Source organism: Cetobacterium sp. ZOR0034 (assembly GCF_000799075.1).
Lineage (GTDB): Bacteria > Fusobacteriota > Fusobacteriia > Fusobacteriales > Fusobacteriaceae > Cetobacterium_A.
In genome coordinates this window covers 1-23,128 of record NZ_JTLI01000033.1, presented here as the reverse complement: position 1 = coordinate 23,128, position 23,128 = coordinate 1, and the positions used below count along the sequence as shown (strand labels likewise).

Genomic DNA, 23,128 nt, shown 5'->3' with positions numbered 1-23,128 from the left:
CCCTGGAATTCAAGGCGGGCCCTTAGTTCATATTATTGCTGGAAAAGCTGTGGCTTTTAAAGAAGCTCTATCTCCTGAATTCAAAACTTATGGGAAGAATGTTATAAAAAATGCTCAGACTTTAGCTGATACTCTTATCAAAAATGGAGTTAGAGTGGTGAGTGGTGGAACTGATAATCATCTTATTCTATTAGATTTAACCTCTTTAGATATAACTGGAAAAGATGCAGAAAAAGCATTGGAAAAAGTTCATATCACAGTCAATAAAAATGGAATTCCTTATGATACTAAAAGTCCATTCATCACTAGTGGGATTAGAATCGGAACTCCCGCTCTAACTTCAAGAGGAATGGGAATAGATGAAATGAAAATTATTGGAAACTTGATTGTAAAAACGTTAAAAAATATGAATGATGATGTGATTTTAAATGAAGTTAAAGAAGAGATTAAATCTCTTTGTGATAAATTCCCTTTATATAAAAACTAATACAATTCTTTAGTTAAAATTTTGTTTTCTTGAATTTTTATTAATTTTGTTTTATAATATAAATATTATTATATAGAAATGGAGAAAATATTATGACAAATTTACCTAATTGCCCAAAGTGTAATTCAGAATACACTTATGAAGATGGAAATCTATTTGTTTGCCCAGAGTGTGCTTACGAATGGTCAGCAGAGGCTGCTACTGAAGAAGCAGATGACTCTCTTATTGTAAAAGATGCTAACGGAACTCTTCTAGTTGATGGAGATACAGTTTCTGTTATTAAAGATTTAAAAATTAAAGGAAGTTCATCAGTTGTTAAAATTGGAACTAAAGTAAAAAATATCAGATTAGTTGAAGGAGATCACAATATCGATTGTAGAATTGATGGTATTGGAGCTATGAAATTAAAGTCTGAGTTTGTAAAAAAAATCTAAGGTCGTGCAATGCACGACCTTATTTTTTATAATTTAGAATGTTATTTCATCTGGATCCGGACCTAATCTTTCCTCTTTATTTAAAGAGTTTATATAATCCATATCATCTTTATCTAATTCAAAATTAAGTTCAAAATTTTCCTTAATTCTAGATGGTGTTACTGATTTAGGTAGTGGTAACAATCCATTTTGTAAGTGCCACTTAAGAACTACTTGAGCTACTGTTCTTCCATTCTTTTGAGCTACTCTCTTTAATCCTTCATGGTCTAAAGCTCCCTGCATTAAAGGGCTCCAAGCTTCAACTAAAATTCCATTTTCATCACAGAATTTTTTTAATTCTACTTGTTGTAAATGAGGATGTAATTCAATTTGATTCACAACTGGAACTATTTCAAAGTTTTCCATTATATACTTTAAATGATGTTCTTTCATATTACAAACACCTATTGCTTTTACTTTTCCTAATTTATAAAGCTCTTCTAAAGCTCTCCAAGTTTCCCATGTTCTATCTAAACTCTTAGGTTGAGGCCAATGAACTAAATACATATCTATATAATCTAATTTTAATTTCTCCAAAGATATTTCAAAAGCCTTTAAAGTTGTTTCGTATCCTTGATCTGTATTCCAAACTTTTGTAACTATGAATAGATCCTCTCTTTTTGTTTCACTATTTTTTAAAAATTCAGCTATTCCTTCTCCTACGGCATCTTCGTTTCCATAGATAGCAGCTGTATCAATATGTCTATACCCTGTTTCTAAGGCCACTCTAACTGCATTTTTACATTGCTCTTTATCTTTCATTTGCCAAGTTCCAAATCCAACATTTGGAATTAGAACTCCATTATTTAATTTATACATTTAATCCTCCCTCACTTATATTTTTTTCAAATATTTTTAAGTGTACTCACTTTTTTAATTTTTTGCAAGTAGACACATTTTTGTAAGTTACTTACTTTAAAGTAAGTTTTAAATATTAAATATAAAAGAATTAATTCTTAATCTGAGTATAATCTTTACATAGAAGTTTGTCAAATTTAAATGGAGGGAAATTTATGGAGAATCTTTTAAAAAGAAAATTGAAGCTTGGCATTGCAGCCTGCCAATTCGGTTCAAAAGTTAGATATAACGGAAAAGGAATAGATTTAACTCAATATCTTGGAAGAGATCGTGGACAATTTATTTGGACTCCTGTTTGTCCTGAGGTCATGAGTGGTATGGGAGTTCCTAGACCGAGTATTAAACTTTCTGGTGGAAATGGTTTTGATTTCTGGGAAGGTCGTGCAAATATTAAAAATAAAGAGGGACAAAATAGAAACGAGATGATTAAAAAGGGAGCTTTAGCTTGTCTTGAAACTCTTGAGCGAGCTGAGATAGACGCTTATATCTTTATGGAGGGAAGTCCCTCTTGTGGAGTTTATAGAACTAGTTTAAAAAATCAACGCCTTGGAAATCCTCCGGGAGTTTTTGGTGCTCTTCTACTCCAAAAAAATGTTTTTTTAATCAGCTCTATTGATTTACAAAGTCCTGTTCGTTGGTGGGATTGGAAAAGAAGATTAGTTGCTTTCGTTTGGATAAAAGAGCAAACCGTAAATTCGAAAGAGATCTTAAAAGATATCTGGGACAAAGTAAAATATGTTCTTTATGAATTACACGAAGAGGAAGGAACTCATATAAGAGATGAAGTAAGAGAGATTCTAAAATCAGAAGAAGAAGCATCTCCTGAAACTTATGAAAAAATTACTTTAGAAATTTTGAATCTACTGAGAAAACCAGCAGAATTAGAGAATATCAAAAAACACCTTTGGGAAAATTATGTCGATTTAAAGAAAAAAAATGGAATAGAAGTTTCTGAAATTTATGAACCAAACATTTTAAGAAATATGACTCATATAGCTCAAGAACTTTTAGGAATAGAGATTGAAGTTCGAAAAACAAACGGTTTTTTTAGAAGTTCACCTATTAATTATAAACCTGAAAGATAAAATGTTCGAAAAACACTTTGACATTTACAGCTTTTATATTTAAAATAAACACAATAAATAAATTTAAATATGAAGGAGGATCAAATGTACAGCTTTAAAAATGATTATAGTGAAGGAGTTCATCCTAATATATTAAAAACCTTAATTGAAACAAATCTAATTCAACAAGCTGGATATGGTGAAGATGAATTCACTAACGAAGCTATCCATATTTTAAAAAATAAAATTAATAAGGAGGATATTGATATTCATCTTCTTGTTGGTGGTACTCAAACAAATCTGATTGCTATATCCGCCTTTTTAAGACCTTACGAAGCCGTTATTTCTGCTAATACTGGGCATATTTTTGTAAATGAAACTGGTGCAATTGAAGCAACTGGACATAAAGTTATTGCAGTAAATGTAAATGATGGTAAATTAAGAGTTGAGGATATCAAACCGGTTATTGAAGCTCACTCTAGTGAACATGCAGTTAAACCTAAGTTGGTTTATATTTCAAACCCTACAGAGATTGGTACTATTTATCAAAAAAATGAATTAGAAGAACTAAGTCAATTCTGTAGAGAAAATGATTTACTATTTTATATGGATGGAGCTAGATTAGGATCAGCTCTAGTTGCTAAAGAGAACGATTTAACTCTTTTAGATTTTGCTACTCTTTTAGATTCTTTTTATATTGGTGGAACAAAACATGGAGCCTTATTCGGAGAAGCATTAATCATTTCAAACAATTTATTAAAAAGTAATTTTAGATTTAATATAAAACAAAAAGGTGGACTTTTAGCTAAAGGAAGAGCCCTTGGAATCCAATTCTCTGAGCTTTTCAAAAATGATCTTTATCTTGAAGTTTCTACTCACGCAAATATAATGGCAGAAATTTTACATAACGGAATCAAAGATTTAGGATTTAATTTCTTAATCAATTCCCCTACTAATCAGTTATTCCCAATTCTTCCAAATAAAATTATCGAAAAACTTGAGCAAGATTACTCTTTCTATAGATGGACAAAAATTGATGAAAATAACTCAGCTATCAGATTAGTTACTTCTTGGGCCACTCTAGAAACAGAGGTTACAAAATTTATTAAAGTTTTAAAAGAATTAAAAAATTAAAATCATAGAAAAAGGAGGCTATGTCTACTTAGCCTCCTTTTCTTTTATTCCACATCATCTAAAAACGTTTATCTCATTTTATTTATAACAAAATTTACATTTTGTTCACTTACATCTGTAAGATTTTTCTCACTAATAGCTTTTACAGTTGATATCTGATTTCCATAGTTAAATATCTCTGTAGTTTTACTAATCACAGAATTTTCCAAAGTTGAATAATAACCATTCTCTTTTTTTAAACCTTTTGCATATATATTAATTGCTAATAACAATCCCACTACAATATATACAATTTTTTTATTCATTTTAAATCTGCCTCCACATATTTCATATAATCTAAATATACAGTTTTTGATCTAAAATGTCAATCTCATTATATAAATATTTAATGTTACAATTATATATACTATATATGCATTGTATTCTTATTTTAAATGTTTAGTAAACTGTCACTTAATCTTTTTTTAATACTCTTTTATTATTTCCTCTACATCTTCATACTTAACTTTACCTTTAAGAAGAATTTCTTCCATTTTATTCTCTTTTAGTTTATAACTGCTTTCACAAGATTTACAAGCTATAATATGACTTTTTTTCAAAGTTATCACAGGCAAGAAAAAGAATTCAAACACTTTTCTGAAAGCAAATAACTCCATCTTTTTTGATAAACATCCTGTACACTCAAAATCAACATCTCTTAATTTTTCTTCTGAACTTTTTACTCCAAATATTCCTATAAATACCATAAAAACTCCCCCTTTTCATTTATATAATATATTGTATAAGTTTATTCAAATCTGAAAAAACTATTGGATAATCCACATTTGGCCTAGATAGTAAAATAGTTTCTACCCCAATCTCTTTTGCACTTTCTATTTTCTCTCTTTCTCCACCTGTATCTCCACCCTTTTTACTTACCATATATTTTATATCAAGTTGCCTCATCATTGCAAGATTTAATTCTTTAGAAAATGGTCCCTGCATAGCAATTATATTTTTGGGAAGTATTCCAAAATCTTCAGCTTTTTTTACCATCTCCCACTTTGGAAGTATTCTGAAGAAAATATTATTTTTATTTTTTATATTTTGAAACCTATGTAAATTATTACTTCCTAATGTGATTAAAATTTTTCCAGAAAGATTTTCTAAGTATTTCATCAAGCTTTCAATTTCTGAAAATTCTACAACACCTTCTTCTGATATTAAATTTTCTCTTTCAAATCTTATATACTCTATTTTTTTCCCCTCTGAAATAGCAATAGCATTTCTAGATACCTCTTCAGCATAAGGATGAGATAAATCTACTATTTTTTCTATCATATTCTCATCTATAAATATCCCCATCTCTATAGAATCCATTCTTTTGCAAAATACTTTTATATCCTTAACATCTTCTAAAAGTTTTCCACCGTACTCTGTTGCTGTTGTTACTATTAGTTTCTCTTTAAAAGGAAAGGACTCTATAAAATCTCTAGAGTCCTTTGTTCCACCTATTACCCAAATCATATATGATATCCTCTTGGTGTTATCATTCTACCGTTAGATATATATGTTTTCGAGTTTCCTATTATTACAACAGTAAACATATCTATTTCATGATTTAAAAACTCATCTAGATTTGTCAATGTATAGTTTTCATCTTCTCTTCCAACATGTCTTAATAAAGCCACCGGTGTTTCTGGCTTTTTGTGCTTTAACATTATCTCTCTTGCTTCAACTATCTGAGTTGTTCTTCCCTTACTTTTTGGATTATAAAGAGAGATTATAAAATCACCTGATGCAGCTGCATCTACTCTTTTTGTAATTACATCCCAATCAGTTAAAAGATCACTTAAACTTATTGTTGCATGGTCATGCATAAGCGGTGCTCCAACTATAGCTGCTCCAGCTACTGAAGATGTCACTCCTGGAACTATTTCAACTTCGAACCCCTCTTTTTGAGCAACCTCAATCATTATTCCAGCCATTCCATATATTCCAGCATCTCCACTACTTATAAGAGCTACATCTTTTCCAGATTTAGCTATTTCTAAAACTCCCTCACATCTAGCAACCTCTTTTTTCATTCCTGATACATAAAACTCTTTATCAGAAAATTCATCTCTTACTAAATCCACATATGTGATATATCCAGCTATTACATCTACCTCTTTAAGAGTTCTATACGCTCTTATTGTTATATCCTCCATATTTCCTGGACCTATTCCAACTACATATATCTTACCTTTTTTCATATATAAATCTCTCCTCGTAAATAGAAATTGTCATTCCATCTTTTTTTGCCTTCATCTCTACAAATTTTCCATCTTTTTTTGATGATAGATATGCACACGGTTCTGAAACCGCTCTAACACCTATCTCTTTTTTTACAAAATCTGAGCCATCAAACATATCCTCTATTTTTAATATCTCATCTCTACCAATTATTTTCAACTCTCTGTCTAACTCTTTTGCCAGTTCAATCAAACCGACTTCATCCGCTTTTAAATCTACAGTCGCAAAATGCTTTATACTTTTATATGAAAGATTGTGTTTTTTTAAAATCTCCATTAAAAATTCATAAATCTGGTCTTTTAATATACCTCTTCTACAACCCAATCCAATCACTAAGTTTCTAGGATACATTTGAACCATCTCTATTTTCTCTCTGTTTGAAACCACAATGATTCCCTCTGGATTTTCGTCTGATATATTTTTAGGAAGTTTGAGTTCAACATTTTTACCATCTACAATCAAAGCTGTTACTTTTTTTGCATCTTCCAAAGATTTTAAATCCGAATCTAACTTTTGAGAAAGAGTATCCACTGCTATTTTACCTGTGACATCTGAACTTGTCGTTATAATGGGAACCAATTGAAGCTGCTTATTTAAAACTTCTGCAAAATTATTTGCTCCTCCAAGATGTCCTGATAATAACGATATTACAAATCTCATTCCTTCATCTACAACTAAAACTGCAGGATCAATATCTTTTGATTCTATTAAATCCGCTATCTTTCTTACAACTATTCCCGTCGCCATTATAAATATATGAATATCATAATTTTTAAAGTTACTATTTAAAGTCGCTGTAAAATCATCCATTCCTAAACTATTTTCAACATTGAATTTTTTTAAAGAATATACATCAGCTTCTGGATTTTTTTCTTTTATTTTTAAAGCTGATTTAACCGCTCCTCTTGTCACAGTCCAAATAGCTATTCTCATTACTTTTCTATCCCTTTTCTAAACTCATGTGTAAAATGCTTATCATAAAGAAGAGACTTTTCGTATTTATCTCCCAAGAAATCTCCAACTAAAATCTGAGCTGTCTTAGTTATATTCGCCTCTTTCACTTTCTCTTCTATAGTTTCTAAAGTTCCTAATACAACCTTTTGATCCTCCCAAGTTGCTCTTTGAACTACTGCTATAGGAGTAGTCATCGGATAGTGTACTGCTAATCTTTTTACTACATCACCTATCATATGAACAGACAAGAATATTGCCATTGATGCTCTGTGCGACGCTAAAGATTCTAAACTTTCTTTTTCAGGAACTGGAGTTCTTCCCTCTAATCTTGTACATATCACAGTCTGAGAGATGCTAGGAAGTGTGAACTCTTTTTTCACTGCTGCTGCAGAAGCTAAAAACGAACTTACCCCTGGAATTACTTCATACTCTATTCCGTGCTCATCTAACATATCCATCTGTTCTCTATGAGCACCAAAAATTGCAGGGTCTCCTGTGTGAACCCTAGCTACTTTTTTTCCAGCCTTCACAGCTTTTACTGTAACATCTATAACTTCTTCTAAAGTCATTGAAGCTGAGTTGTGAATCTCGGCTCCCTCTTTATGGCACTCTATAACTTGTCTTGGTACTAATGATCCCGCATATATAATTACATCTGCTTCTTTAACTAATCTTTGCCCTTTTACAGTTATTAACTCAGGATCCCCTGGTCCCGCTCCTATGAAATAAACTTTTTCCATTGATTGATACCGCCCTTTTTAAGTATTAATGTTGTGAAATAAGGTATGTCAGCCTCTTCTAATTTCATTAAATCAAAATTTATAGCCTGAGTTTCTTTTCCACAATTTGAAACCATAATTACATTTTCTAAATTTCCTGTAGCCTCTAATCCAGCTCTCAATTTATCGAAGTTTCTTGAAACTTTCATAAATACAATATTATCCGCTGAGTTGATCTCATGAATCACATCTGTTTCAGCATTTAAAGATATAACTTTTAATGATTCCTCTCCCATAACTAAAGGTAGATTAAATCTTGAAGACATATCTGAGAATGACGATATTCCTGGAATTGTTTCCACCGGAATCTCTCCATCTAAATATTCTAAAATATAAACATATGTACTGTATGTCATCGGATCTCCAATTGTTAAAAATCCAACTTTTTTTCCAGCTTTTAAATGCTCTAAAATCATATCGGCATTCTTTTTTCTGAACTCTTTTCTCGCCTCTACACTTTTCAACATAGGAAACTCAACAAACATAGTTTCTGCTCCATCTTTCAGATATTCCTTTGCTATCTCATAAGCTGTACTTCCTTCAGCCTTTTTAGCTTCAGGCAACACCACCACATCTAACTCCTTAAATGCTCTGATAGCTTTTAAAGTTATCATTTCCGGATCTCCTACTCCTACTCCAATTCCATAAAATCTTGCTGTTGACATTACTCTGTTTCCTCCTTGTTTGCTGTTATTATATATATTGGATTCTCACCATACATCATCGTGTATGGTCCTATATTTTTCCCTCTCGATACAACAACATTTACAACCTCTATATTTTTAAAATTTAACTCTTTCAATAGTTTTGTAGCATCCGCTAAAGTTTCTAAAGTTATTGCATTTATAACTATTCTTGCATCACTTTTAGAATACTTTAAAAAATGCTCCAATATAGTCTTCATCGATCCTGTTGAACCGCCGATAAACATTCTATCGTATTCAATAGTTGGAATCACTTCGGGAGCCCTTCCTACTAAAACTTCTATATTATCTAATCTGAACTTTTGAATATTTTCTTTCAGAGTTTCTATCCCTTTTTCCTCTTTTTCAATTGCAAAAACTTTTCCATTTCTCAAGTATGTTGCTGCTTCTATACCAATTGTCCCTGTTCCAGCTCCAACATCTATCAAAATAGAATCATCTTTCAATTGTAACTTTGCTATAGAGATTGCTCTAATCTCTTGCTTTGTCATAGGTAACTCTCTCTGAATAAACTCTTTGTCATAAATATGTCCCATGCTCATCATACCTTTCTTAAAATTGTAACATTCATCTCATATTTTCTAATATTTTGTTCATACTCTTGTGCTAAAAATCTACTTATTTTTTCATCTGAATATGATAGCCTCTCTCCTACTATCACTTCTATATTATCAAATCCAGTTTGAACTAAATTACGGCTTATCTCTATTGGATTATTACTCTCATCAGTCAATAGCACAACTCCATCTTTACTTTCATACAAAGCTTTTACGTAATCATTCTCTCTGCCATGGACACTTAATAATCGATAGTGCTCCCAAGTCATCTCTAACTTTGAAAAAAGATATTGAAACGATGATATTCCTGGAATTACATTAAAGCTTTCTGTTGGAAAACTTTTCTTCAAATATGTAAGTAAACTATAGTATCCTGTATCCCCTGAAACTATAAAAACTATATTTTTATTTAAGTTTTCAGAAACAAACTTTTTCATAGAATCCAGCTTTTTCATAACATATCTCTCTTGATTTGTTAAAAGTTCATCTATCTCTTCTAACTGTCTCTCACCACCAATAACTATCTCTGATTCTGCAATCAACTTAAATCCAGCTCTTGTTAAGTAATCTAAGTTCCCTGGCCCAAGACCTAAAACTGATAATTTTTTATTCACTTTTTAACTCCTCTACCATCTTATAAAATCCGTCACTCGAACCTAAAATATCCCCTTTATAATTAAACAATACTGATTCAAATTTTAAAGTCTCTCTAGAGAATTCTGAAGATCTCTTAGAAACCTTATTAGCAATAAGATTAAATAATCTCTCTTTTTCAGAGATATACTCACAAGCCTCTTCAGCTGTATTCGACTCTAAAACTTTCAATATATTTTCTCTTGGTTCATCTATCAAAACAGCATTTGCAGCTATTACCTCTAGACGTGCATCTGCTACTCTACTATGAGTATTAAATATTCCACCAGCTACTTTTATAGCTTTTCCTATATGCCCTATAAGCATAACTCTCTTGAATCCTAGTTTTACAGCACTATCTATCATAAATCCTATAAAATTGCTCGTAACAACGCTTTGTCCAATATCTATATTATTATCTATACAAAACTGTTTTCCATGATTTCCAAATAAAAATAGTACCCAATCTCTATCACTATTTTCTTTTAAAACTTTAAGCTCTGCAAACATCGAATTTTGTAGTGCTTCTTCACTCATCGGCTTAACAATCCCTGTGGAACCTAAAATAGATATTCCACCTAAAATTCCTAACTTTCCATTAAAAGTTTTCAAAGCTTTTTCACGACCTTTTGGAACATAGATATAAACTAGTAACTTTAGATGATTCATCTCGCAACTTTCTAAAAGTTCTGCTAATGCTTTTATTATCATCTCTTGAGGACCTGGATTTATTGCTGACTTACCTGGTTCAACTTTTAAACCTTTTTTAGTTACAACTCCAACACCTCTTCCTCCGACCAAAAGTATATTATTGAATTTGTGAGCTTTTTTAATATCTGGTAACTCATCTACAACTTTTACTTTAGCACAAATCTCTATTCCGTTTGTTACATCAGGATCATCACCAGCATCTTTAATTACAACACCTCTTGCCCAATCTCCAACTCTTTTCTTAGCTTTTATAGGAATATCTATCGTTGTTCCATTCAAAGTTGTAAATATACAGTTATTTTCTATCTCACTTTTTAGAAGTAAATCTAAAGCGGCTAAAGCAGCTACTGTAGCACATGTTCCTGTCGTATATCCAGATCGTAAGTCATTATTCATTAAAATCCTTCTCTCTTATATAACTGGTATAAAATACCATGAAGAATTGATACAGCTACTGGACTTCCTCCCTTTCTTCCTTTTACGATTATATACGGAATTCCACTTCCTGGTAAAATCTCTTTTGATTCAGCTGCTCCTACAAACCCTACTGGAACTCCTACAATCAGCGCTGGTTTTTCAACCTCTCCTGAATCTATAAGTTCTTTTAATCTAAACAATGCTGTAGGTGCATTTCCAATCAGATATATATTTGTATTTGGATCCTTTGCAGCATGCTCTATTCCTACAATTGATCTTGTTACTCCTCTATCTTTAGCCTCTGCTGCAACATCTTTATCTGCTACTAATGAATATGCAGAGTAATTGAATTTATCTAATGTAATTTTGCTAAGTCCATTTACAATCATATTTGTATCACAATATATTTTTCCACCTTTTTTCAAAGCTTCTAAACAAGATTCTACTGCATCCTCAGAAAACTCTATCAAATCTGCATATTCAAAATCTGCAGTTGTATGAATTACTCTTTTTACTACAGGAAGATGCTGTGCTGAAAACTCTTCAGCCTTTTTCCCTAACTCCTCCTCTATTATCTCAAAACTTCTAATCTCTATATCTTGTGGTTTTTTTATATACGACATTTTTTTGCTCCTTCTAAAATTTCAATTAATATCTCCATATTTTTAAAAAAGTGAAGATGAGGATATCCTGCGATTAAATTTTTATTTCTATATCCACATAACCACTCTCTTCCATCTAACTTCTTTAACTTAAATTCTCTTTCACACTGTCCAACTTCATCAATTGTTGAGTAATGAAACTCATGAGCTTTCCCTTTTAAATCTTTATATTCAACATCTACATATCCAAATCGACTTATAAATAATCTACCGGTCATCTTCGTACTACAATCTATCAATTCAGCTAACGGATAAAATTTTTCGTCTAAAGTTTTTATACCCTTACTCAGGTACATAAATCCACCGCACTCTCCGTATATATATCCTCCATTTTTATGAAACTCTTTCAAAGAGATTTTAAACGATTCGTTAGATGATAATTTTTCTAAATAATTTTCTGGATAACCTCCACCAAAATATAAAAAATCAACTTCTGGAATTTTTTCATCCTCTATCGGTGAAAAGTCTACGAGTTCAGCTCCCATTCTTTTTAAAAGTTCTAAATTATCCTCGTAATAAAATGAAAAAGCTTTGTCCTTTGCTACTCCAATTTTTATTTCTGAGAATCTGTTTTCAAACTTTTTAAAAATATCTTCAAATTCAAAATCCGTTTCTATTCCAATAAGTTTTTCGAGTTTTTCAAAATCTACGGTTTTTCTGATCTCCGATTTTAACAACTCTTTTTTTTCATTTAAATCTTGGACCTCATCAGCTTGAAGTAATCCCAAATGTCTACTGCTAATTCCTAGATTTTCATCTTTTTTTAAATATCCTATACAAGGAATGTCTGTGTAACTTTCAATTGCCTCTTTCAACATAAAATACAATTTTTCACTGCTAACTCTATTTATTATAACTCCAGCAATATTGACTCTTGGATCCAACATTTTATATCCCAATACCTCTGCTGCGATACTAGTACTTTTACCTATCGCATCAACCACCAATATTACAGGAAGATTTAAAACCCTTGAAAGATGTGCAGTACTATAGTTATCCAAAGAATTTCCAAGCCCATCATAAAGCCCCATCACACCCTCAACAATAGATATTTCTTTTCTATGTTTTAAAAAACTATATTTTACTCCCTCTTCTCCCATCAAAAAAAGATCTAAATTATAACTGTTATTTCCGGTTATAAACTTATGAAAACTTGGATCGATATAATCAGGACCAACTTTAAATGGTGAAACATCTGAAAAAGCTGACATAAGAGCCATAGAAACTGTTGTCTTTCCTATCCCACTTCTTGTTCCAGCTAAAACGAATCCTTTCATTCTCCAAGCACCTTCTTTAAAGCTTCTAATACCTTTTCATTTTTCTTTCTATCTTTTATGGCAAGCCTGATATAGCTTTCATCTAAAAACATAAAGTTAGATGCATCACGAACAAGCACACCATTCTCTATCATCTTCTTTCTGAAACTTTTAGCATCATCATTTAACAACTTAACTAAGATAAAATTCGTCTCTGTTGGTGTAACTTCAATTCCTTTTAAAGCTTTTAGTTCCTCATAAAATTGAATCTTCTCTTTTTTTATCCAAGCCTCTGTCTCGTGAATGTATAGATTATCTAATAACATGGTTTTTCCTGCAATCTCTGCTACTCCATTTACACTCCAAGGTTCTCTTATATTTCTTATCTCTTCTAAAATAGCTTCATCAAAAGTTAAACCATAACCTAATCTAACCCCTGGAAGAGCAAAAAATTTAGTAAGAGCTCTTAATATAAAAATATTTTTATGCTTTAATAAAAAAGAAGTTTTATCTTTCCACCCGTCCACAAATTCTATAAACGCTTCATCTACAAATAATTTTTTATTTTTTCTTTCTAAAAAATTAGCTATCCTCTTTATTTTATCTAAATCTTGGAATTTTCCTGTTGGATTATTTGGATTACACATTACAACCACATCTTCATCAGTTATAAAATCCATTAGTAGATTCTCATTCAATGAAAAATCTTTACTCAGTGGGAAAAATTTTACATCTCTTCCTGCTGCTTTTGCTGCTCTTTCATACTCTGCAAAAGTTGGAGCTATTATAAGCACTTTTTTAGCTTTTACAGCTTTCATATATAAAAATAAAACTTCTGTGGCTCCATTTCCAACAACAACATTGTCTATTGAGCAACTATTATAGTTTGCTATAGATTGTCTCAACTCTACATAATCTATATCCGGATACTTCTCCAAAGCTTCGAAATTTTCTATAACTGCTTTCTTAAAGCTCTCCGGAACCCCTAAAGGATTTATATTAGAACTATAATCTAATACCTCTACTCCATCCTCTCTTTTCAATCTATAAATATTCCCACCATGTAAATCCATGTTCTCACATCCCATCTTTATACTAATTGTATTAAACTACTAAATAAAACAACTCCCACCAAAGATGTCATAAACATAATTTTATAACATTTTTTTATATCCTCTTTTTCAAACTCTTTTATTTTATCTCCTATTGTTGGCTTCTCATAAAGCTTTCCAAAATATCTAGTCTTTCCTCCAAACTGAACCCCAATAGCTCCTGCAAAGCTTGCTTCTGGATGGCCAGAATTTGGACTCGAATGATTTTTTCTATCTCTAAAAAATATCTTTAAAGGTTTTTTCATTCCCATTCCCAAAAGAAAAGTTGCTATTGGAATAATTAAAGCTCCTGATAATCTAGCTGGTATAAGATTAAAGAGATCATCTATTTTTGCAGATGCCATTCCAAAATCAATATACTTTTCATTTTTATATCCAACCATAGAATCTAAAGTATTTATAGCTTTATATCCCATAGCTAAAGGTAATGCTAAAGAGACTCCATCAATCATTACTAAACTTCCCAAAAAAGCATAAAACATCGGTGCTATTATCCCATCCACAGAGTTCTCAGCTATAGTTTCCATTGTACTTCTCACAACTTGAACCTCATCCATTTCGCCTGTATCTCTACTTACAAGATATGATAGCTCTTTTTGAGCTCTTTCTAAATCGCCACTTTTTAAAATTTTATAAACTTTTATACCTTCAGCTCCTAAACTTTTTGTTGCTAAAGTTGTATAAAGAAAGAAAATTTCTAAGTATTCTGAGCTTTTAGCTATATAATAAGAAGCTATTGCCGTTGTAATTATAACAACTATAGCCATAATAGCTCCCCAAAATTTTTTATTTTTAAATTTATAGATATTTTTTTCTATTATATTTATATAGTTACCTATCAATCTAACTGGATGTGGAAACCAATACGGATCTCCAAACATCAAATCTAAAACATACGCTATTAAAAATTTTAATGTGAAGCTCATACCTCGCCCTCCAAAATCTTATAAATAGCTTTCATGTCTATATTCTCTCTAAATATTTCTTCTAATTTATCTAGTTCACGAAGTCTATATTCATCAAAATCCATCTCAGACTCTTTTTTTTCAAGACCTTTCTTCTCTCTAATTTTATTTAAAATAAAATCAGAAAACTCAGTATTATCAAAAATTCCATGTAGATAAGTTCCAAATATATTTTCATTTACTGTTGCAATCAATCTATTATCCTCTGTACACGAAATCTCTTTTCCAGATGTAACTCCTTGATGAATCTCATATCCCTTTACAAAAATACTTCCCATACCTTCTAATAAACCACTGTTACCATTTAATACTCCGGAGTATTGAGTTGTAACTTTTTCCTTTTCCATGACAGTTTCTATATCTAAAAGACCTAACCCAGGTAGCTCCTTTATATCTCCTTCAATACCATACGGATCTAAAACTCTCTCTCCTAAAATTTGAAACCCTCCGCATATCCCCACAATAGGAATGCCTCTTCTAGAAAGCTTTATAATCTCTTGAGCGATCCCTTTCTCTTTTATATCTTTCAAATCATCTATGGTATTTTTAGACCCTGGAATTATTATTAAATCTTCATCTCCTAATTCATGAGCTGATGTAATATATTTTATATTTACATCCTCATTTATTGAAAGAGCATCTATATCTGTAAAGTTTGATATATGTTTCAATTTTATAACCGAAATATTTATCTCACCTTTTTTATTTTTTATTTTATTAAACTTCTCTGTAACACCATCCTCATCCTCTATGTCTAGTTCAAAGTATGGCATAACTCCTAAGATTGGAACTCCTGTTAGCTCCTCGATTTTACTTAACCCTGGTTTTAATATATCAACATTTCCTCTAAACTTATTTATAATCACACCTTTTACTCTAGCTCTTTCATCTGGTTCCATCAAGCAAATTGTCCCATAAATTGAAGCAAAGACTCCACCTCTATCAATGTCTGCAACTAAAATAACAGGCGCATCTATCATCTCAGCTAACCCCATATTAACTATATCATCTTGCTTTATATTTAATTCAACAGGACTACCAGCTCCCTCAACAACACATATTTCACTGTTATTTTTTATATAATCATATGCAAGCATTATATCTTTTTTTAACTCTGTTTTATAACTTCCATACTCTAATCCACCCATGTTTCCGATAGATTTTCCATTTACAATAACCTGAATTCTTCTATCGCCAGTTGGTTTTAGTAAAATAGGATTCATAGTATAGTGAGCATCCACTTCACAAGCTACAGCTTGTACAGCTTGAGCTCTTCCCATTTCATGCCCAGATTTTGTTATATAAGAGTTCAGTGCCATGTTTTGAGATTTAAAAGGTAATACCGCGTGTCCGTCTTTAAAAAATGCTCTACATAAGCCCGTTACTGTTATGCTCTTCCCTGCTCCTGAAGATGTCCCAACAACCATTATATTCTTATGTTTCATATATCTTTCTCCTAACTTTAATTGAAGTTTAGCGGAAATATAAAAGTGCGAAAGTGAATAAAATTTTTATAATTAGAATTGAATGTAAACAAATCTAAATATAAATCTGTTCACCGCAGATTTTATATTTTCTTAAAATATTGATGGCAGATATCCTGACTCAGATTCATCCTACTCTTAGGCCTTCCCATAAAATTACAGTGGCTTAGTCTAATTTCGTCCTCCTTACAGTGGCGGGACCGTGTGAGATTTTCACTCATCTTTCCTTTTAATCAACTTCTTGAACCATTAATACTATACATATTTATCATAATTATACATAATGATAATGTACAAGTCAATCATTTTTAAAATTTATCGTTTATAAACAAAACTAAAATAATGCATTTAAACCTATCTTTAGTCATTTGTGTTAGAGATTATAACAAAAAGAGCCTTCAATTGAAGGCTCTTTAATCTTTTAATACGGTTGACTATAATACGGTTTTGTATTTTGCTGATTATTATATTGGTTATTATATTGTGGCTGAGTATATTGTGGTTGTTGCTGGTAATACGGTTGCTGATTCACATCTTTTATCGTTTGAGTTTGATCCTGAACTGATCCAACTAATGCTCCTGCCGCTGCACCTATTCCGGCTCCTAAAAGTGTAGCCTTACTATCTCCACCGATAGCTTGCCCTAGCAATGCTCCCGCTCCTGCACCAACTGTTGTTGAGCCTATTGTATTAGAACCTACATTAGAGCAACCTGATAAAATTAAAACTGAAAATATTGATACAATTAATATCTTTTTCATTTCATTCACTCCTTTTAACTATCTATTACTCTTCCACTATTACAGTTTTATTAATCATAAACTTTATTAGTGAGAATAAAAAGAATGGTGAAGCCAATCCAAAAGTTATTACAACTAATAGTGTCCACCCTAATAAAAACAATAAACTATCCGCAAATCCAACATCACATCTTAATCTTTTCATTTTTTCACCTCTTTTTTATTTTTAGTATTCTATATTAATATAATGTTTCTTTTAATTTTACAAGCTTTTTTTTACTTTCAGAAACTAGACATCGAATAATTATTGATGTATAATAAAAAGATAAGATAAAACATTTAAAGAAAGAGGAATCAAAATGACTAAAGAACTATTTAAAGGAAGTGTAGTTTTAAATCCTGTTCCAGCTGTAGTTATTACATCTAAAAATAAAGATGGTAAAGAAAATGCTTTTACCGTTGCATGGACTGGTACTATCTGTACAAACCCACCTATGCTTTCAATTTCAATTAGACCTGAAAGATTATCATATGAATATATAAAAGAAACTATGGAGTTTACCGTTAATCTTCCAAATACTTTCCAAGTTAGAGAAACCGACTATTGTGGAGTTATATCTGGTAGAGATGTCGATAAAATAAAACATCTTGGTTTAACTTCAAAGCCAGGACATCATGTAAATTCACCCTATATCGAGGATTTTCCTATAAACATTGAATGTAAAGTTAAACAAATCATACCTCTAGGAACTCATGATTTATTTTTAGCTGAGGTTGTTGGATCTCATATAAATAAAAATATAATCGATGAAAAGGGAAAGATTCACTTCGAATGGGCTAACTTAATAAACTATTGCCACGGAGAGTATTTCCCAATGTCTAAAAAACCTATTGGACAATTTGGATTCTCAGTAGCTAAAAACCCTCTTTTAATAGAGAAATATAAACATATCAAATCTTATGTTGAATATAAAGATGAAAGAAGCGTTAGAAAACCAAAGAAAAAAATTAAAACCAAAGCAAAAAAGAAAAAATAATAATTACAAATAAAAAGAGCAGATGGGCAGCTTATAACCCATCTGCTCTTTAATTTACAAAAGGAGTGTTATATGATTCAAAAATTTAAATTTGAAAAAAGCTTTATCAAAATGTTAATGGCTCTAGCCATTCCAATCATTTTACAAAGTTTGATTACGGCATCATTAAACTTATTAGACAACATCATGGTTGGAAAACTCGGAGAAAGCGAAATTGCTGCTGTTGGATTATCCAATCAATTTTATATGATTTTCTTCTACTCAGTTGCTGGAGTTGGTATGGGTGCCTCTATCTTTATGTCACAACTTTGGGGAAAAAAGGATATTAAAAAAATTCATGAATTTTTAGATTTATCTCTTCTTATTTCCGTTGTTGTATCTATATTTTTTGCAAGTATCGCCATACTATTTCCAGAAAACATAATACATATTTTCTTAAAGGATCCAGTAGTTACACAACTTGGTGTCAGTTATCTTAGAACCGTTGCAGTAAGTTATATTTTATCATCGATAACATTAGCATTTTCAATGGCTCTTAGAAGTACTGCACAAACAAAACTACCTATGTATGGAAGTATTGTTGGAATTATATTCAATGGAATTTTAAACTATCTATTTATATTTGGAAAATTCGGTGCGCCTAGACTCGGTGTTACAGGAGCTGCTCTTGGAACTACAATATCTAGAACTATGGAGCTAGCATTTATTCTATTTGCAATATATAAATTTGATAATGTAATCGCTACAAAATTCAACAGTTACAAAAATCTTTCAATACAAAAATTTAAAGAATTTTTCAAGATAGCATCTCCTGTTATCTTCAACGATATCATGTGGATTCTAGGAATCTCTACATTCTCTATTGCATATGCTCAACTTGGAGTAAATGCAACCGCTACTATGCAAATAGCAATTACAATAAATAATATGTTCAACATATTTGGAATAGGTATTGGAGCTGCATCAGCAATTATCATTGGAAATAAAATTGGAGCCGGTGAAAAACAGGAAGCGTATAATCTTTCTAGAAAAATATCTCAATTCGGGGTCCTTCTTGGAATCTTTATAGGTTTCGTTTTCTATTTTATCTCTCCATCTATTGTTGGGATATTTAAAATAACTCCAGAAACTGCTAAAAATGTAAATGTTGTATTAAAAACCATGGCCTTCTTTATTCCTGCAAGATTTTATGCTATTATACAAGTAATAGGTACTTTAAGAGGAGGAGGAGATGTTGTTTATGCAATCGCGGTTGAAATGATCGGAATTTGGTTTATAGGCATTCCTTTAGCTTTTGCTGCAATACACTTTATCCCTGGATTATCTATAACAACACTTTACTTCATAATCTGTTTAGAAGAGATTGTTAAATGTGCGATGTCATATCCTCGTGTAACTTCATATAAATGGATTAAAAGTTTAGTTTAATTTAGGAGGACTCATGTTATCATTACTTATTTTACTTGTGGGGGTTACATTTTTAGTTTTCGGAGCAAACTTTCTTGTAGATGGAGCTTCTGTAATCGCTAAAAAATTTAACATCCCAAATATTGTTATCGGTTTAACTATTGTTGCATTCGGGACATCCGCACCAGAGCTTGTTGTAAATGTTATCTCGGCAATGAATGGAAAATCCGCTATCACCCTAGGAAATGTTATTGGAAGCAATATCATAAACGTTCTTATTATTCTTGGGATAACAGCTTTGATATATCCTTTAACAGTTGCTAGAAACACTGTTAAATATGAAATTCCAATCGCACTTTTTGCCTCGATTCTAACTTACGTTCTATCTAAAAATGGAGTTTTAAGTAAGTTTGATGGCTTAATTTTACTTGGATGTTTTATACTATTTCTTTTATACAATACATATTTAACTGTTACAAACAACGAAGAGAGTGAATTGGAAGTTAAAAACTACACCCTACCAATTGCTATTGTCATAACAATCTTAGGTTTTGTTCTTTTAGTTTTTGGTGGAAAATTTATAGTTGATTCAGCTGTTGAGTTAGCTAGAAATTTTGGAATCTCAGAAAGAATAATCTCTATTACTGTTGTCTCTTTAGGAACTTCACTTCCAGAGCTTGCAACATCAGTAATTGCAGCATTTAAGAAAAACACTGATATAGCTATTGGAAATGTTGTTGGATCTAATATATTTAACACATTCCTTATTTTAGGAGTTTCTGCTACAATCTCACCTATTGATATTAGTTCTGGCGCTTTTATTGATTTAATTTTAAATATTGTTGCATCTCTTTTACTATTTATTTTCGTTTTGAGAAAATATAGATTAAATAGAATCCACGGTTTATTATTTTTAACTGTTTATTCAGCTTATTTATACTCTCTTTTTAAATAATTTTTAAAAAAGGAAGTGATTAAAATTCAAATAATCTATAACAATAATGCTCCCGCTATCGGGATTATCCAAATAATTCATGGAATGAGCGAACACTCTAAAAGATATTTGAAGTTTACAGAATTTCTAAACAAAAATAATTATATAGTTGTACTTTCTGATCATAGAGGACATGGTGAAAAAGCTAGAGAGAATGATTCTCTTGGTTTTTTTACCGGTTCTTTTGATACACTAGTTTTCGATCAAGTTAATATAAGTAGGGAGATTAAAAGTTTACATCCTACCCTTCCTATATTTATTTTAGGTCATAGTATGGGATCATTCATAGCACAAAAACATATGAAAGTTTATTCTAAAAAAACTTTTAACTATATTTTTATGGGAAGTTGTTTTGAAAGAAAAGGAATAACTTTTCTAGGGAAAATTATTTTCAAATCAATATCCTTACTTACAAAAAATCCTAAAAAAATTTTTAATGATATAATTTTTCTCGGAGCTAACTCAAAAATTAAAGATTCTGAAAAAAATAGTTCCTCTTGGCTTAGTAGAGATAAAAAAACGGTCGATACCTTTTTAAAAGATCCATGTTGTGGATTTAGTTATACCCCAAAATTTTACTATAATTTTTTGAATTTTCTGTCAACATTGTATGAAAAGAATAGTTTTAATTTTGTGAATAAAAAAACTCCTATTCTTATTATTTCCGGAGAAAGTGACCCTATTGGTTTATATGGTAGAGGAGTTAAATCACTCTTCAATTTTTATAAATCACTGGGATTTAAAAATCTTTCCCTTAAACTCTACAAAGATTCTAGACATGAAATTTTAAATGAAATAAATAAAGATGAAGTTTACAATGATATCTTAAATTGGATAAATAAACAATTATAAAACTAAAGGGCTAAAATGTCTTTACGACAATTCAGCCCTTTTTTTTATTTTAAAACTTTTGCTTTTAAGAATTGAAACTCTCTAACAACACTTCTATGCTCTAAAAGTTTTATATCTTGGTTATTCATTTTAAAGAAATATTGAATCAATGGTCCCACACAAACCGAAGATACTATTGTTCCTATTCCGACACTTCCACCTAGAATATACCCTATCGAAAGAACAACAACCTCTATACACGTTTTTATTTTCCATAATGGATATTTCGATTTTTTTGTTAAAACTACCATTAAACCATCTCTTGGACCACAACCCAATCCAGTCGATATATAGACATAGCATCCATAACTGAATATCATTATTCCAATAATTAAAATCGCTATCTTTTTGATTAACACATCTCCTTTTGGAACTACATCTAAATACATGTACATATCTATAAAAACTCCTACCAATAAAAAGTTTATAATCGTACCACTACCTATTGGTTGTTTTAAAAATATACTTACAAAAACAACAACAGCTCCAACTAATAGATTCGCTTCTCCTAAAGTTATACCAATTGTTTTGTTTAACCCCTGATTTAAAACATCCCATGGTGACAATCCCAAATTAGAATTTAGAATCGTAACAACTCCTAACGAACACAATAAAAGACCTAACATTAATTTTGAATACTTAAATACCTCTCGTTTCATCATCATACCCTTCCTATTTTTTCTGGAATTATTATATCATTTTTAATTTAAAAAGAAAATTTTATTTGATTTTTTTCGATTTTAGTATAATATTATTATGAAAAAAAGAATATATGGAGGTTTTTATGAACAGATTTAAATTACCTATAGGTATCTACGCTATTACCGACTCTGAATGTGCTAACAATAAGAATTTTTTAACATATTGCGAGGAACTACTTCAAGGTGGAGCGAAGATTATACAGTATAGAGAAAAAAGTAGAGATATGAAAAAACTTTTTAAAGAAGCTAAAGAGCTTAGAGAATTAACACAAAAATATAACGCCATATTTATAGTTAACGACCACCTTGATATTGCCCTTCTTGTAGATGCAGATGGAATTCATATTGGTCAAGATGATCTTCCTATTTCAGAGGTTAGAAAAGTTCTAGGAAAAAATAAAATAATTGGAATTTCAACTCATAATTTACAAGAAGCTGAAGATGCCGTTAAAAATGGAGCTGATTATATTGGAGTTGGACCTATTTTCCATACTGATACAAAAAAAGATGCTGGAAACCCTCTAACACTTAAGTTTCTAGAAGAAGTCGAAGCAAATATCACTCTTCCATATACTGTTATCGGTGGAATAAAAGAACATAATTTAGAAGAAGTTTTATCTAGAGGTGCAAAATCTGTGTGCCTTATATCAGAGCTAATCTGCAATAAAAATACTTTTGAAATTACAAAAAGAATCAATGAAAAAATTAAATCTTATTAAGAATAAAAAAAAGCACAGATTAATCTGTGCTTAAAACTCTTAAATGGTGCCTAGAAAAGGATTCGAACCTTCGACCGCCCGGGTATGAACCGGGTGCTCTAGCCAACTGAGCTATC

At 30.9% G+C, this 23,128-nt stretch carries 27 protein-coding genes, 1 pseudogene and 1 riboswitch; of the genes and pseudogenes, 9 read left to right on the top strand and 19 right to left on the bottom strand.

From position 1 onward, the window contains the following. Together glyA and L992_RS07435 are read left to right on the top strand one after the other, a co-directional pair. Positions 1–487: pseudogene (glyA, locus tag L992_RS07440) on the top strand (serine hydroxymethyltransferase); the annotation flags it as partial. Between the two features lie 92 nt (positions 488–579). Continuing rightward, positions 580–921, top strand: a complete 342-nt coding sequence (locus L992_RS07435) for a zinc ribbon domain-containing protein YjdM (protein WP_047383718.1) — start codon at positions 580–582, stop codon at positions 919–921. A 33-nt stretch (positions 922–954) separates the two neighbouring features. Here the strand turns inward: L992_RS07435 and L992_RS07430 are convergent, their stop codons facing one another. Beyond that, entirely contained in the window at positions 955–1,779 is an 825-nt protein-coding gene (locus tag L992_RS07430; protein ID WP_047383720.1) for an aldo/keto reductase, read from the bottom strand. Positions 1,780–1,973: 194 nt separating this feature from the next. Here L992_RS07430 and L992_RS07425 point away from each other — a divergent pair, with 194 nt between their 5' ends. Both L992_RS07425 and L992_RS07420 read left to right on the top strand, forming a co-directional pair. Further along, the gene (locus L992_RS07425; protein WP_047395375.1) at positions 1,974–2,903 is read left to right on the top strand and encodes a DUF523 domain-containing protein; all 930 of its coding nucleotides are present in this window, start codon (positions 1,974–1,976) and stop codon (positions 2,901–2,903) included. An 84-nt stretch (positions 2,904–2,987) separates the two neighbouring features. Beyond that, positions 2,988–4,016, top strand: coding sequence for a low specificity L-threonine aldolase (locus tag L992_RS07420; protein ID WP_047395374.1), 1,029 nt, complete (start codon positions 2,988–2,990; stop codon positions 4,014–4,016). Positions 4,017–4,084: 68 nt separating this feature from the next. Here the strand turns inward: L992_RS07420 and L992_RS07415 are convergent, their stop codons facing one another. From L992_RS07415 to L992_RS13490, 17 genes are all read right to left on the bottom strand, one after another. Continuing rightward, positions 4,085–4,321: a hypothetical protein gene (locus L992_RS07415; RefSeq protein ID WP_047383724.1), complete on the bottom strand. Its 237-nt coding sequence runs from the start codon at positions 4,319–4,321 to the stop codon at positions 4,085–4,087. A gap of 159 nt (positions 4,322–4,480) precedes the next feature. Further along, positions 4,481–4,762, bottom strand: a complete 282-nt coding sequence (locus L992_RS07410; RefSeq protein WP_052191790.1) for a zinc-ribbon domain-containing protein — start codon at positions 4,760–4,762, stop codon at positions 4,481–4,483. Positions 4,763–4,781: 19 nt separating this feature from the next. Next, complete coding sequence (locus L992_RS07405; protein WP_047395371.1) at positions 4,782–5,522, bottom strand: cobalt-precorrin-6A reductase; 741 nt, start codon at positions 5,520–5,522, stop codon at positions 4,782–4,784. Beyond that, on the bottom strand, positions 5,519–6,250 hold the full coding sequence (gene cobJ, locus L992_RS07400) for a precorrin-3B C(17)-methyltransferase (RefSeq protein WP_047383726.1): 732 nt from the start codon (positions 6,248–6,250) through the stop codon (positions 5,519–5,521). The genes L992_RS07405 and cobJ overlap by 4 nt, the downstream gene beginning before the upstream one ends. After that, positions 6,237–7,223 carry a cobalt-precorrin 5A hydrolase gene (cbiG, locus tag L992_RS07395; RefSeq protein WP_047383727.1) on the bottom strand — a complete coding sequence of 329 codons (987 nt, stop codon included), beginning with the start codon at positions 7,221–7,223 and terminating at the stop codon, positions 6,237–6,239. The genes cobJ and cbiG overlap by 14 nt, the downstream gene beginning before the upstream one ends. Beyond that, positions 7,223–7,984 (bottom strand): precorrin-4 C(11)-methyltransferase, encoded by a 762-nt coding sequence (gene cobM / locus L992_RS07390; protein WP_047383728.1) that lies wholly within the window; start codon positions 7,982–7,984, stop codon positions 7,223–7,225. The genes cbiG and cobM overlap by 1 nt, the downstream gene beginning before the upstream one ends. Continuing rightward, positions 7,963–8,688: a precorrin-2 C(20)-methyltransferase gene (cobI, locus tag L992_RS07385; RefSeq protein WP_047383729.1), complete on the bottom strand. Its 726-nt coding sequence runs from the start codon at positions 8,686–8,688 to the stop codon at positions 7,963–7,965. The genes cobM and cobI overlap by 22 nt, the downstream gene beginning before the upstream one ends. Next, positions 8,688–9,263, bottom strand: coding sequence for a precorrin-6Y C5,15-methyltransferase (decarboxylating) subunit CbiT (gene cbiT, locus L992_RS07380; protein WP_047395384.1), 576 nt, complete (start codon positions 9,261–9,263; stop codon positions 8,688–8,690). Before cbiT ends, cobI begins: the two co-directional genes overlap by 1 nt. A 5-nt stretch (positions 9,264–9,268) precedes the next feature. Continuing rightward, positions 9,269–9,898 (bottom strand): precorrin-6y C5,15-methyltransferase (decarboxylating) subunit CbiE, encoded by a 630-nt coding sequence (gene cbiE / locus L992_RS07375; protein ID WP_047395369.1) that lies wholly within the window; start codon positions 9,896–9,898, stop codon positions 9,269–9,271. After that, on the bottom strand, positions 9,891–11,024 hold the full coding sequence (cbiD, locus tag L992_RS07370) for a cobalt-precorrin-5B (C(1))-methyltransferase CbiD (RefSeq protein ID WP_047383734.1): 1,134 nt from the start codon (positions 11,022–11,024) through the stop codon (positions 9,891–9,893). Before cbiD ends, cbiE begins: the two co-directional genes overlap by 8 nt. After that, complete coding sequence (locus L992_RS07365) at positions 11,024–11,668, bottom strand: precorrin-8X methylmutase (protein ID WP_047383735.1); 645 nt, start codon at positions 11,666–11,668, stop codon at positions 11,024–11,026. Before L992_RS07365 ends, cbiD begins: the two co-directional genes overlap by 1 nt. Beyond that, complete coding sequence (locus tag L992_RS07360) at positions 11,656–12,984, bottom strand: cobyrinate a,c-diamide synthase (protein ID WP_047383736.1); 1,329 nt, start codon at positions 12,982–12,984, stop codon at positions 11,656–11,658. The genes L992_RS07365 and L992_RS07360 overlap by 13 nt, the downstream gene beginning before the upstream one ends. Beyond that, on the bottom strand, positions 12,981–14,036 hold the full coding sequence (gene cobD, locus L992_RS07355; protein ID WP_047383738.1) for a threonine-phosphate decarboxylase CobD: 1,056 nt from the start codon (positions 14,034–14,036) through the stop codon (positions 12,981–12,983). The genes L992_RS07360 and cobD overlap by 4 nt, the downstream gene beginning before the upstream one ends. A 17-nt stretch (positions 14,037–14,053) precedes the next feature. After that, positions 14,054–15,001, bottom strand: coding sequence for an adenosylcobinamide-phosphate synthase CbiB (gene cbiB / locus L992_RS07350; protein WP_047383740.1), 948 nt, complete (start codon positions 14,999–15,001; stop codon positions 14,054–14,056). Then, the gene (locus L992_RS07345) at positions 14,998–16,485 is read right to left on the bottom strand and encodes a cobyric acid synthase (protein WP_047383741.1); all 1,488 of its coding nucleotides are present in this window, start codon (positions 16,483–16,485) and stop codon (positions 14,998–15,000) included. The genes cbiB and L992_RS07345 overlap by 4 nt, the downstream gene beginning before the upstream one ends. Positions 16,486–16,612: 127 nt before the next feature. After that, positions 16,613–16,790: riboswitch (cobalamin riboswitch) on the bottom strand. Between the two features lie 155 nt (positions 16,791–16,945). Then, the gene (locus L992_RS07340; protein ID WP_052191791.1) at positions 16,946–17,284 is read right to left on the bottom strand and encodes a YMGG-like glycine zipper-containing protein; all 339 of its coding nucleotides are present in this window, start codon (positions 17,282–17,284) and stop codon (positions 16,946–16,948) included. 25 nt (positions 17,285–17,309) lie between these two features. Further along, on the bottom strand, positions 17,310–17,468 hold the full coding sequence (locus tag L992_RS13490; RefSeq protein WP_156110661.1) for a hypothetical protein: 159 nt from the start codon (positions 17,466–17,468) through the stop codon (positions 17,310–17,312). 154 nt (positions 17,469–17,622) lie between these two features. On the opposite strand from L992_RS13490, the gene L992_RS07335 reads away from it, so the two are divergent. From L992_RS07335 to L992_RS07320, 4 genes are all read left to right on the top strand, one after another. Then, positions 17,623–18,300: a flavin reductase family protein gene (locus L992_RS07335; protein WP_047383743.1), complete on the top strand. Its 678-nt coding sequence runs from the start codon at positions 17,623–17,625 to the stop codon at positions 18,298–18,300. Positions 18,301–18,372: 72 nt separating this feature from the next. Beyond that, positions 18,373–19,728, top strand: a complete 1,356-nt coding sequence (locus tag L992_RS07330) for an MATE family efflux transporter (RefSeq protein ID WP_047383745.1) — start codon at positions 18,373–18,375, stop codon at positions 19,726–19,728. 13 nt (positions 19,729–19,741) lie between these two features. Continuing rightward, entirely contained in the window at positions 19,742–20,662 is a 921-nt protein-coding gene (locus L992_RS07325) for a calcium/sodium antiporter (protein WP_047383746.1), read from the top strand. Positions 20,663–20,677: 15 nt separating this feature from the next. Next, a complete protein-coding gene (locus L992_RS07320) occupies positions 20,678–21,553 on the top strand; it encodes an alpha/beta fold hydrolase (protein WP_052191792.1) in 876 nt (291 codons plus the stop codon). Between the two features lie 44 nt (positions 21,554–21,597). Here the strand turns inward: L992_RS07320 and L992_RS07315 are convergent, their stop codons facing one another. Beyond that, entirely contained in the window at positions 21,598–22,254 is a 657-nt protein-coding gene (locus L992_RS07315) for a YitT family protein (RefSeq protein WP_231549767.1), read from the bottom strand. A 122-nt stretch (positions 22,255–22,376) separates the two neighbouring features. Here L992_RS07315 and thiE point away from each other — a divergent pair, with 122 nt between their 5' ends. Further along, positions 22,377–23,012 (top strand): thiamine phosphate synthase, encoded by a 636-nt coding sequence (thiE, locus tag L992_RS07310; RefSeq protein ID WP_047383748.1) that lies wholly within the window; start codon positions 22,377–22,379, stop codon positions 23,010–23,012. The last annotated feature ends 116 nt before the right edge of the window (positions 23,013–23,128 follow it).

What these genes read in the sequence shown, in the direction of transcription:
- L992_RS07435 (WP_047383718.1), top strand. Translation starts at nt 580, where the DNA reads ATGACAAATTTACCTAATTGCCCAAAGTGTAATTCAGAATACACTTAT.
- L992_RS07430 (WP_047383720.1), bottom strand. Translation starts at nt 1,779, where the DNA reads ATGTATAAATTAAATAATGGAGTTCTAATTCCAAATGTTGGATTTGGA.
- L992_RS07425 (WP_047395375.1), top strand. Translation starts at nt 1,974, where the DNA reads ATGGAGAATCTTTTAAAAAGAAAATTGAAGCTTGGCATTGCAGCCTGC.
- L992_RS07420 (WP_047395374.1), top strand. Translation starts at nt 2,988, where the DNA reads ATGTACAGCTTTAAAAATGATTATAGTGAAGGAGTTCATCCTAATATA.
- L992_RS07415 (WP_047383724.1), bottom strand. Translation starts at nt 4,321, where the DNA reads ATGAATAAAAAAATTGTATATATTGTAGTGGGATTGTTATTAGCAATT.
- L992_RS07410 (WP_052191790.1), bottom strand. Translation starts at nt 4,762, where the DNA reads ATGGTATTTATAGGAATATTTGGAGTAAAAAGTTCAGAAGAAAAATTA.
- L992_RS07405 (WP_047395371.1), bottom strand. Translation starts at nt 5,522, where the DNA reads ATGATTTGGGTAATAGGTGGAACAAAGGACTCTAGAGATTTTATAGAG.
- cobJ (WP_047383726.1), bottom strand. Translation starts at nt 6,250, where the DNA reads ATGAAAAAAGGTAAGATATATGTAGTTGGAATAGGTCCAGGAAATATG.
- cbiG (WP_047383727.1), bottom strand. Translation starts at nt 7,223, where the DNA reads ATGAGAATAGCTATTTGGACTGTGACAAGAGGAGCGGTTAAATCAGCT.
- cobM (WP_047383728.1), bottom strand. Translation starts at nt 7,984, where the DNA reads ATGGAAAAAGTTTATTTCATAGGAGCGGGACCAGGGGATCCTGAGTTA.
- cobI (WP_047383729.1), bottom strand. Translation starts at nt 8,688, where the DNA reads ATGTCAACAGCAAGATTTTATGGAATTGGAGTAGGAGTAGGAGATCCG.
- cbiT (WP_047395384.1), bottom strand. Translation starts at nt 9,263, where the DNA reads ATGGGACATATTTATGACAAAGAGTTTATTCAGAGAGAGTTACCTATG.
- cbiD (WP_047383734.1), bottom strand. Translation starts at nt 11,024, where the DNA reads ATGAATAATGACTTACGATCTGGATATACGACAGGAACATGTGCTACA.
- L992_RS07365 (WP_047383735.1), bottom strand. Translation starts at nt 11,668, where the DNA reads ATGTCGTATATAAAAAAACCACAAGATATAGAGATTAGAAGTTTTGAG.
- L992_RS07360 (WP_047383736.1), bottom strand. Translation starts at nt 12,984, where the DNA reads ATGAAAGGATTCGTTTTAGCTGGAACAAGAAGTGGGATAGGAAAGACA.
- cobD (WP_047383738.1), bottom strand. Translation starts at nt 14,036, where the DNA reads ATGGATTTACATGGTGGGAATATTTATAGATTGAAAAGAGAGGATGGA.
- cbiB (WP_047383740.1), bottom strand. Translation starts at nt 15,001, where the DNA reads ATGAGCTTCACATTAAAATTTTTAATAGCGTATGTTTTAGATTTGATG.
- L992_RS07345 (WP_047383741.1), bottom strand. Translation starts at nt 16,485, where the DNA reads ATGAAACATAAGAATATAATGGTTGTTGGGACATCTTCAGGAGCAGGG.
- L992_RS07340 (WP_052191791.1), bottom strand. Translation starts at nt 17,284, where the DNA reads ATGAAAAAGATATTAATTGTATCAATATTTTCAGTTTTAATTTTATCA.
- L992_RS13490 (WP_156110661.1), bottom strand. Translation starts at nt 17,468, where the DNA reads ATGAAAAGATTAAGATGTGATGTTGGATTTGCGGATAGTTTATTGTTT.
- L992_RS07335 (WP_047383743.1), top strand. Translation starts at nt 17,623, where the DNA reads ATGACTAAAGAACTATTTAAAGGAAGTGTAGTTTTAAATCCTGTTCCA.
- L992_RS07330 (WP_047383745.1), top strand. Translation starts at nt 18,373, where the DNA reads ATGATTCAAAAATTTAAATTTGAAAAAAGCTTTATCAAAATGTTAATG.
- L992_RS07325 (WP_047383746.1), top strand. Translation starts at nt 19,742, where the DNA reads ATGTTATCATTACTTATTTTACTTGTGGGGGTTACATTTTTAGTTTTC.
- L992_RS07315 (WP_231549767.1), bottom strand. Translation starts at nt 22,254, where the DNA reads ATGATGAAACGAGAGGTATTTAAGTATTCAAAATTAATGTTAGGTCTT.
- thiE (WP_047383748.1), top strand. Translation starts at nt 22,377, where the DNA reads ATGAACAGATTTAAATTACCTATAGGTATCTACGCTATTACCGACTCT.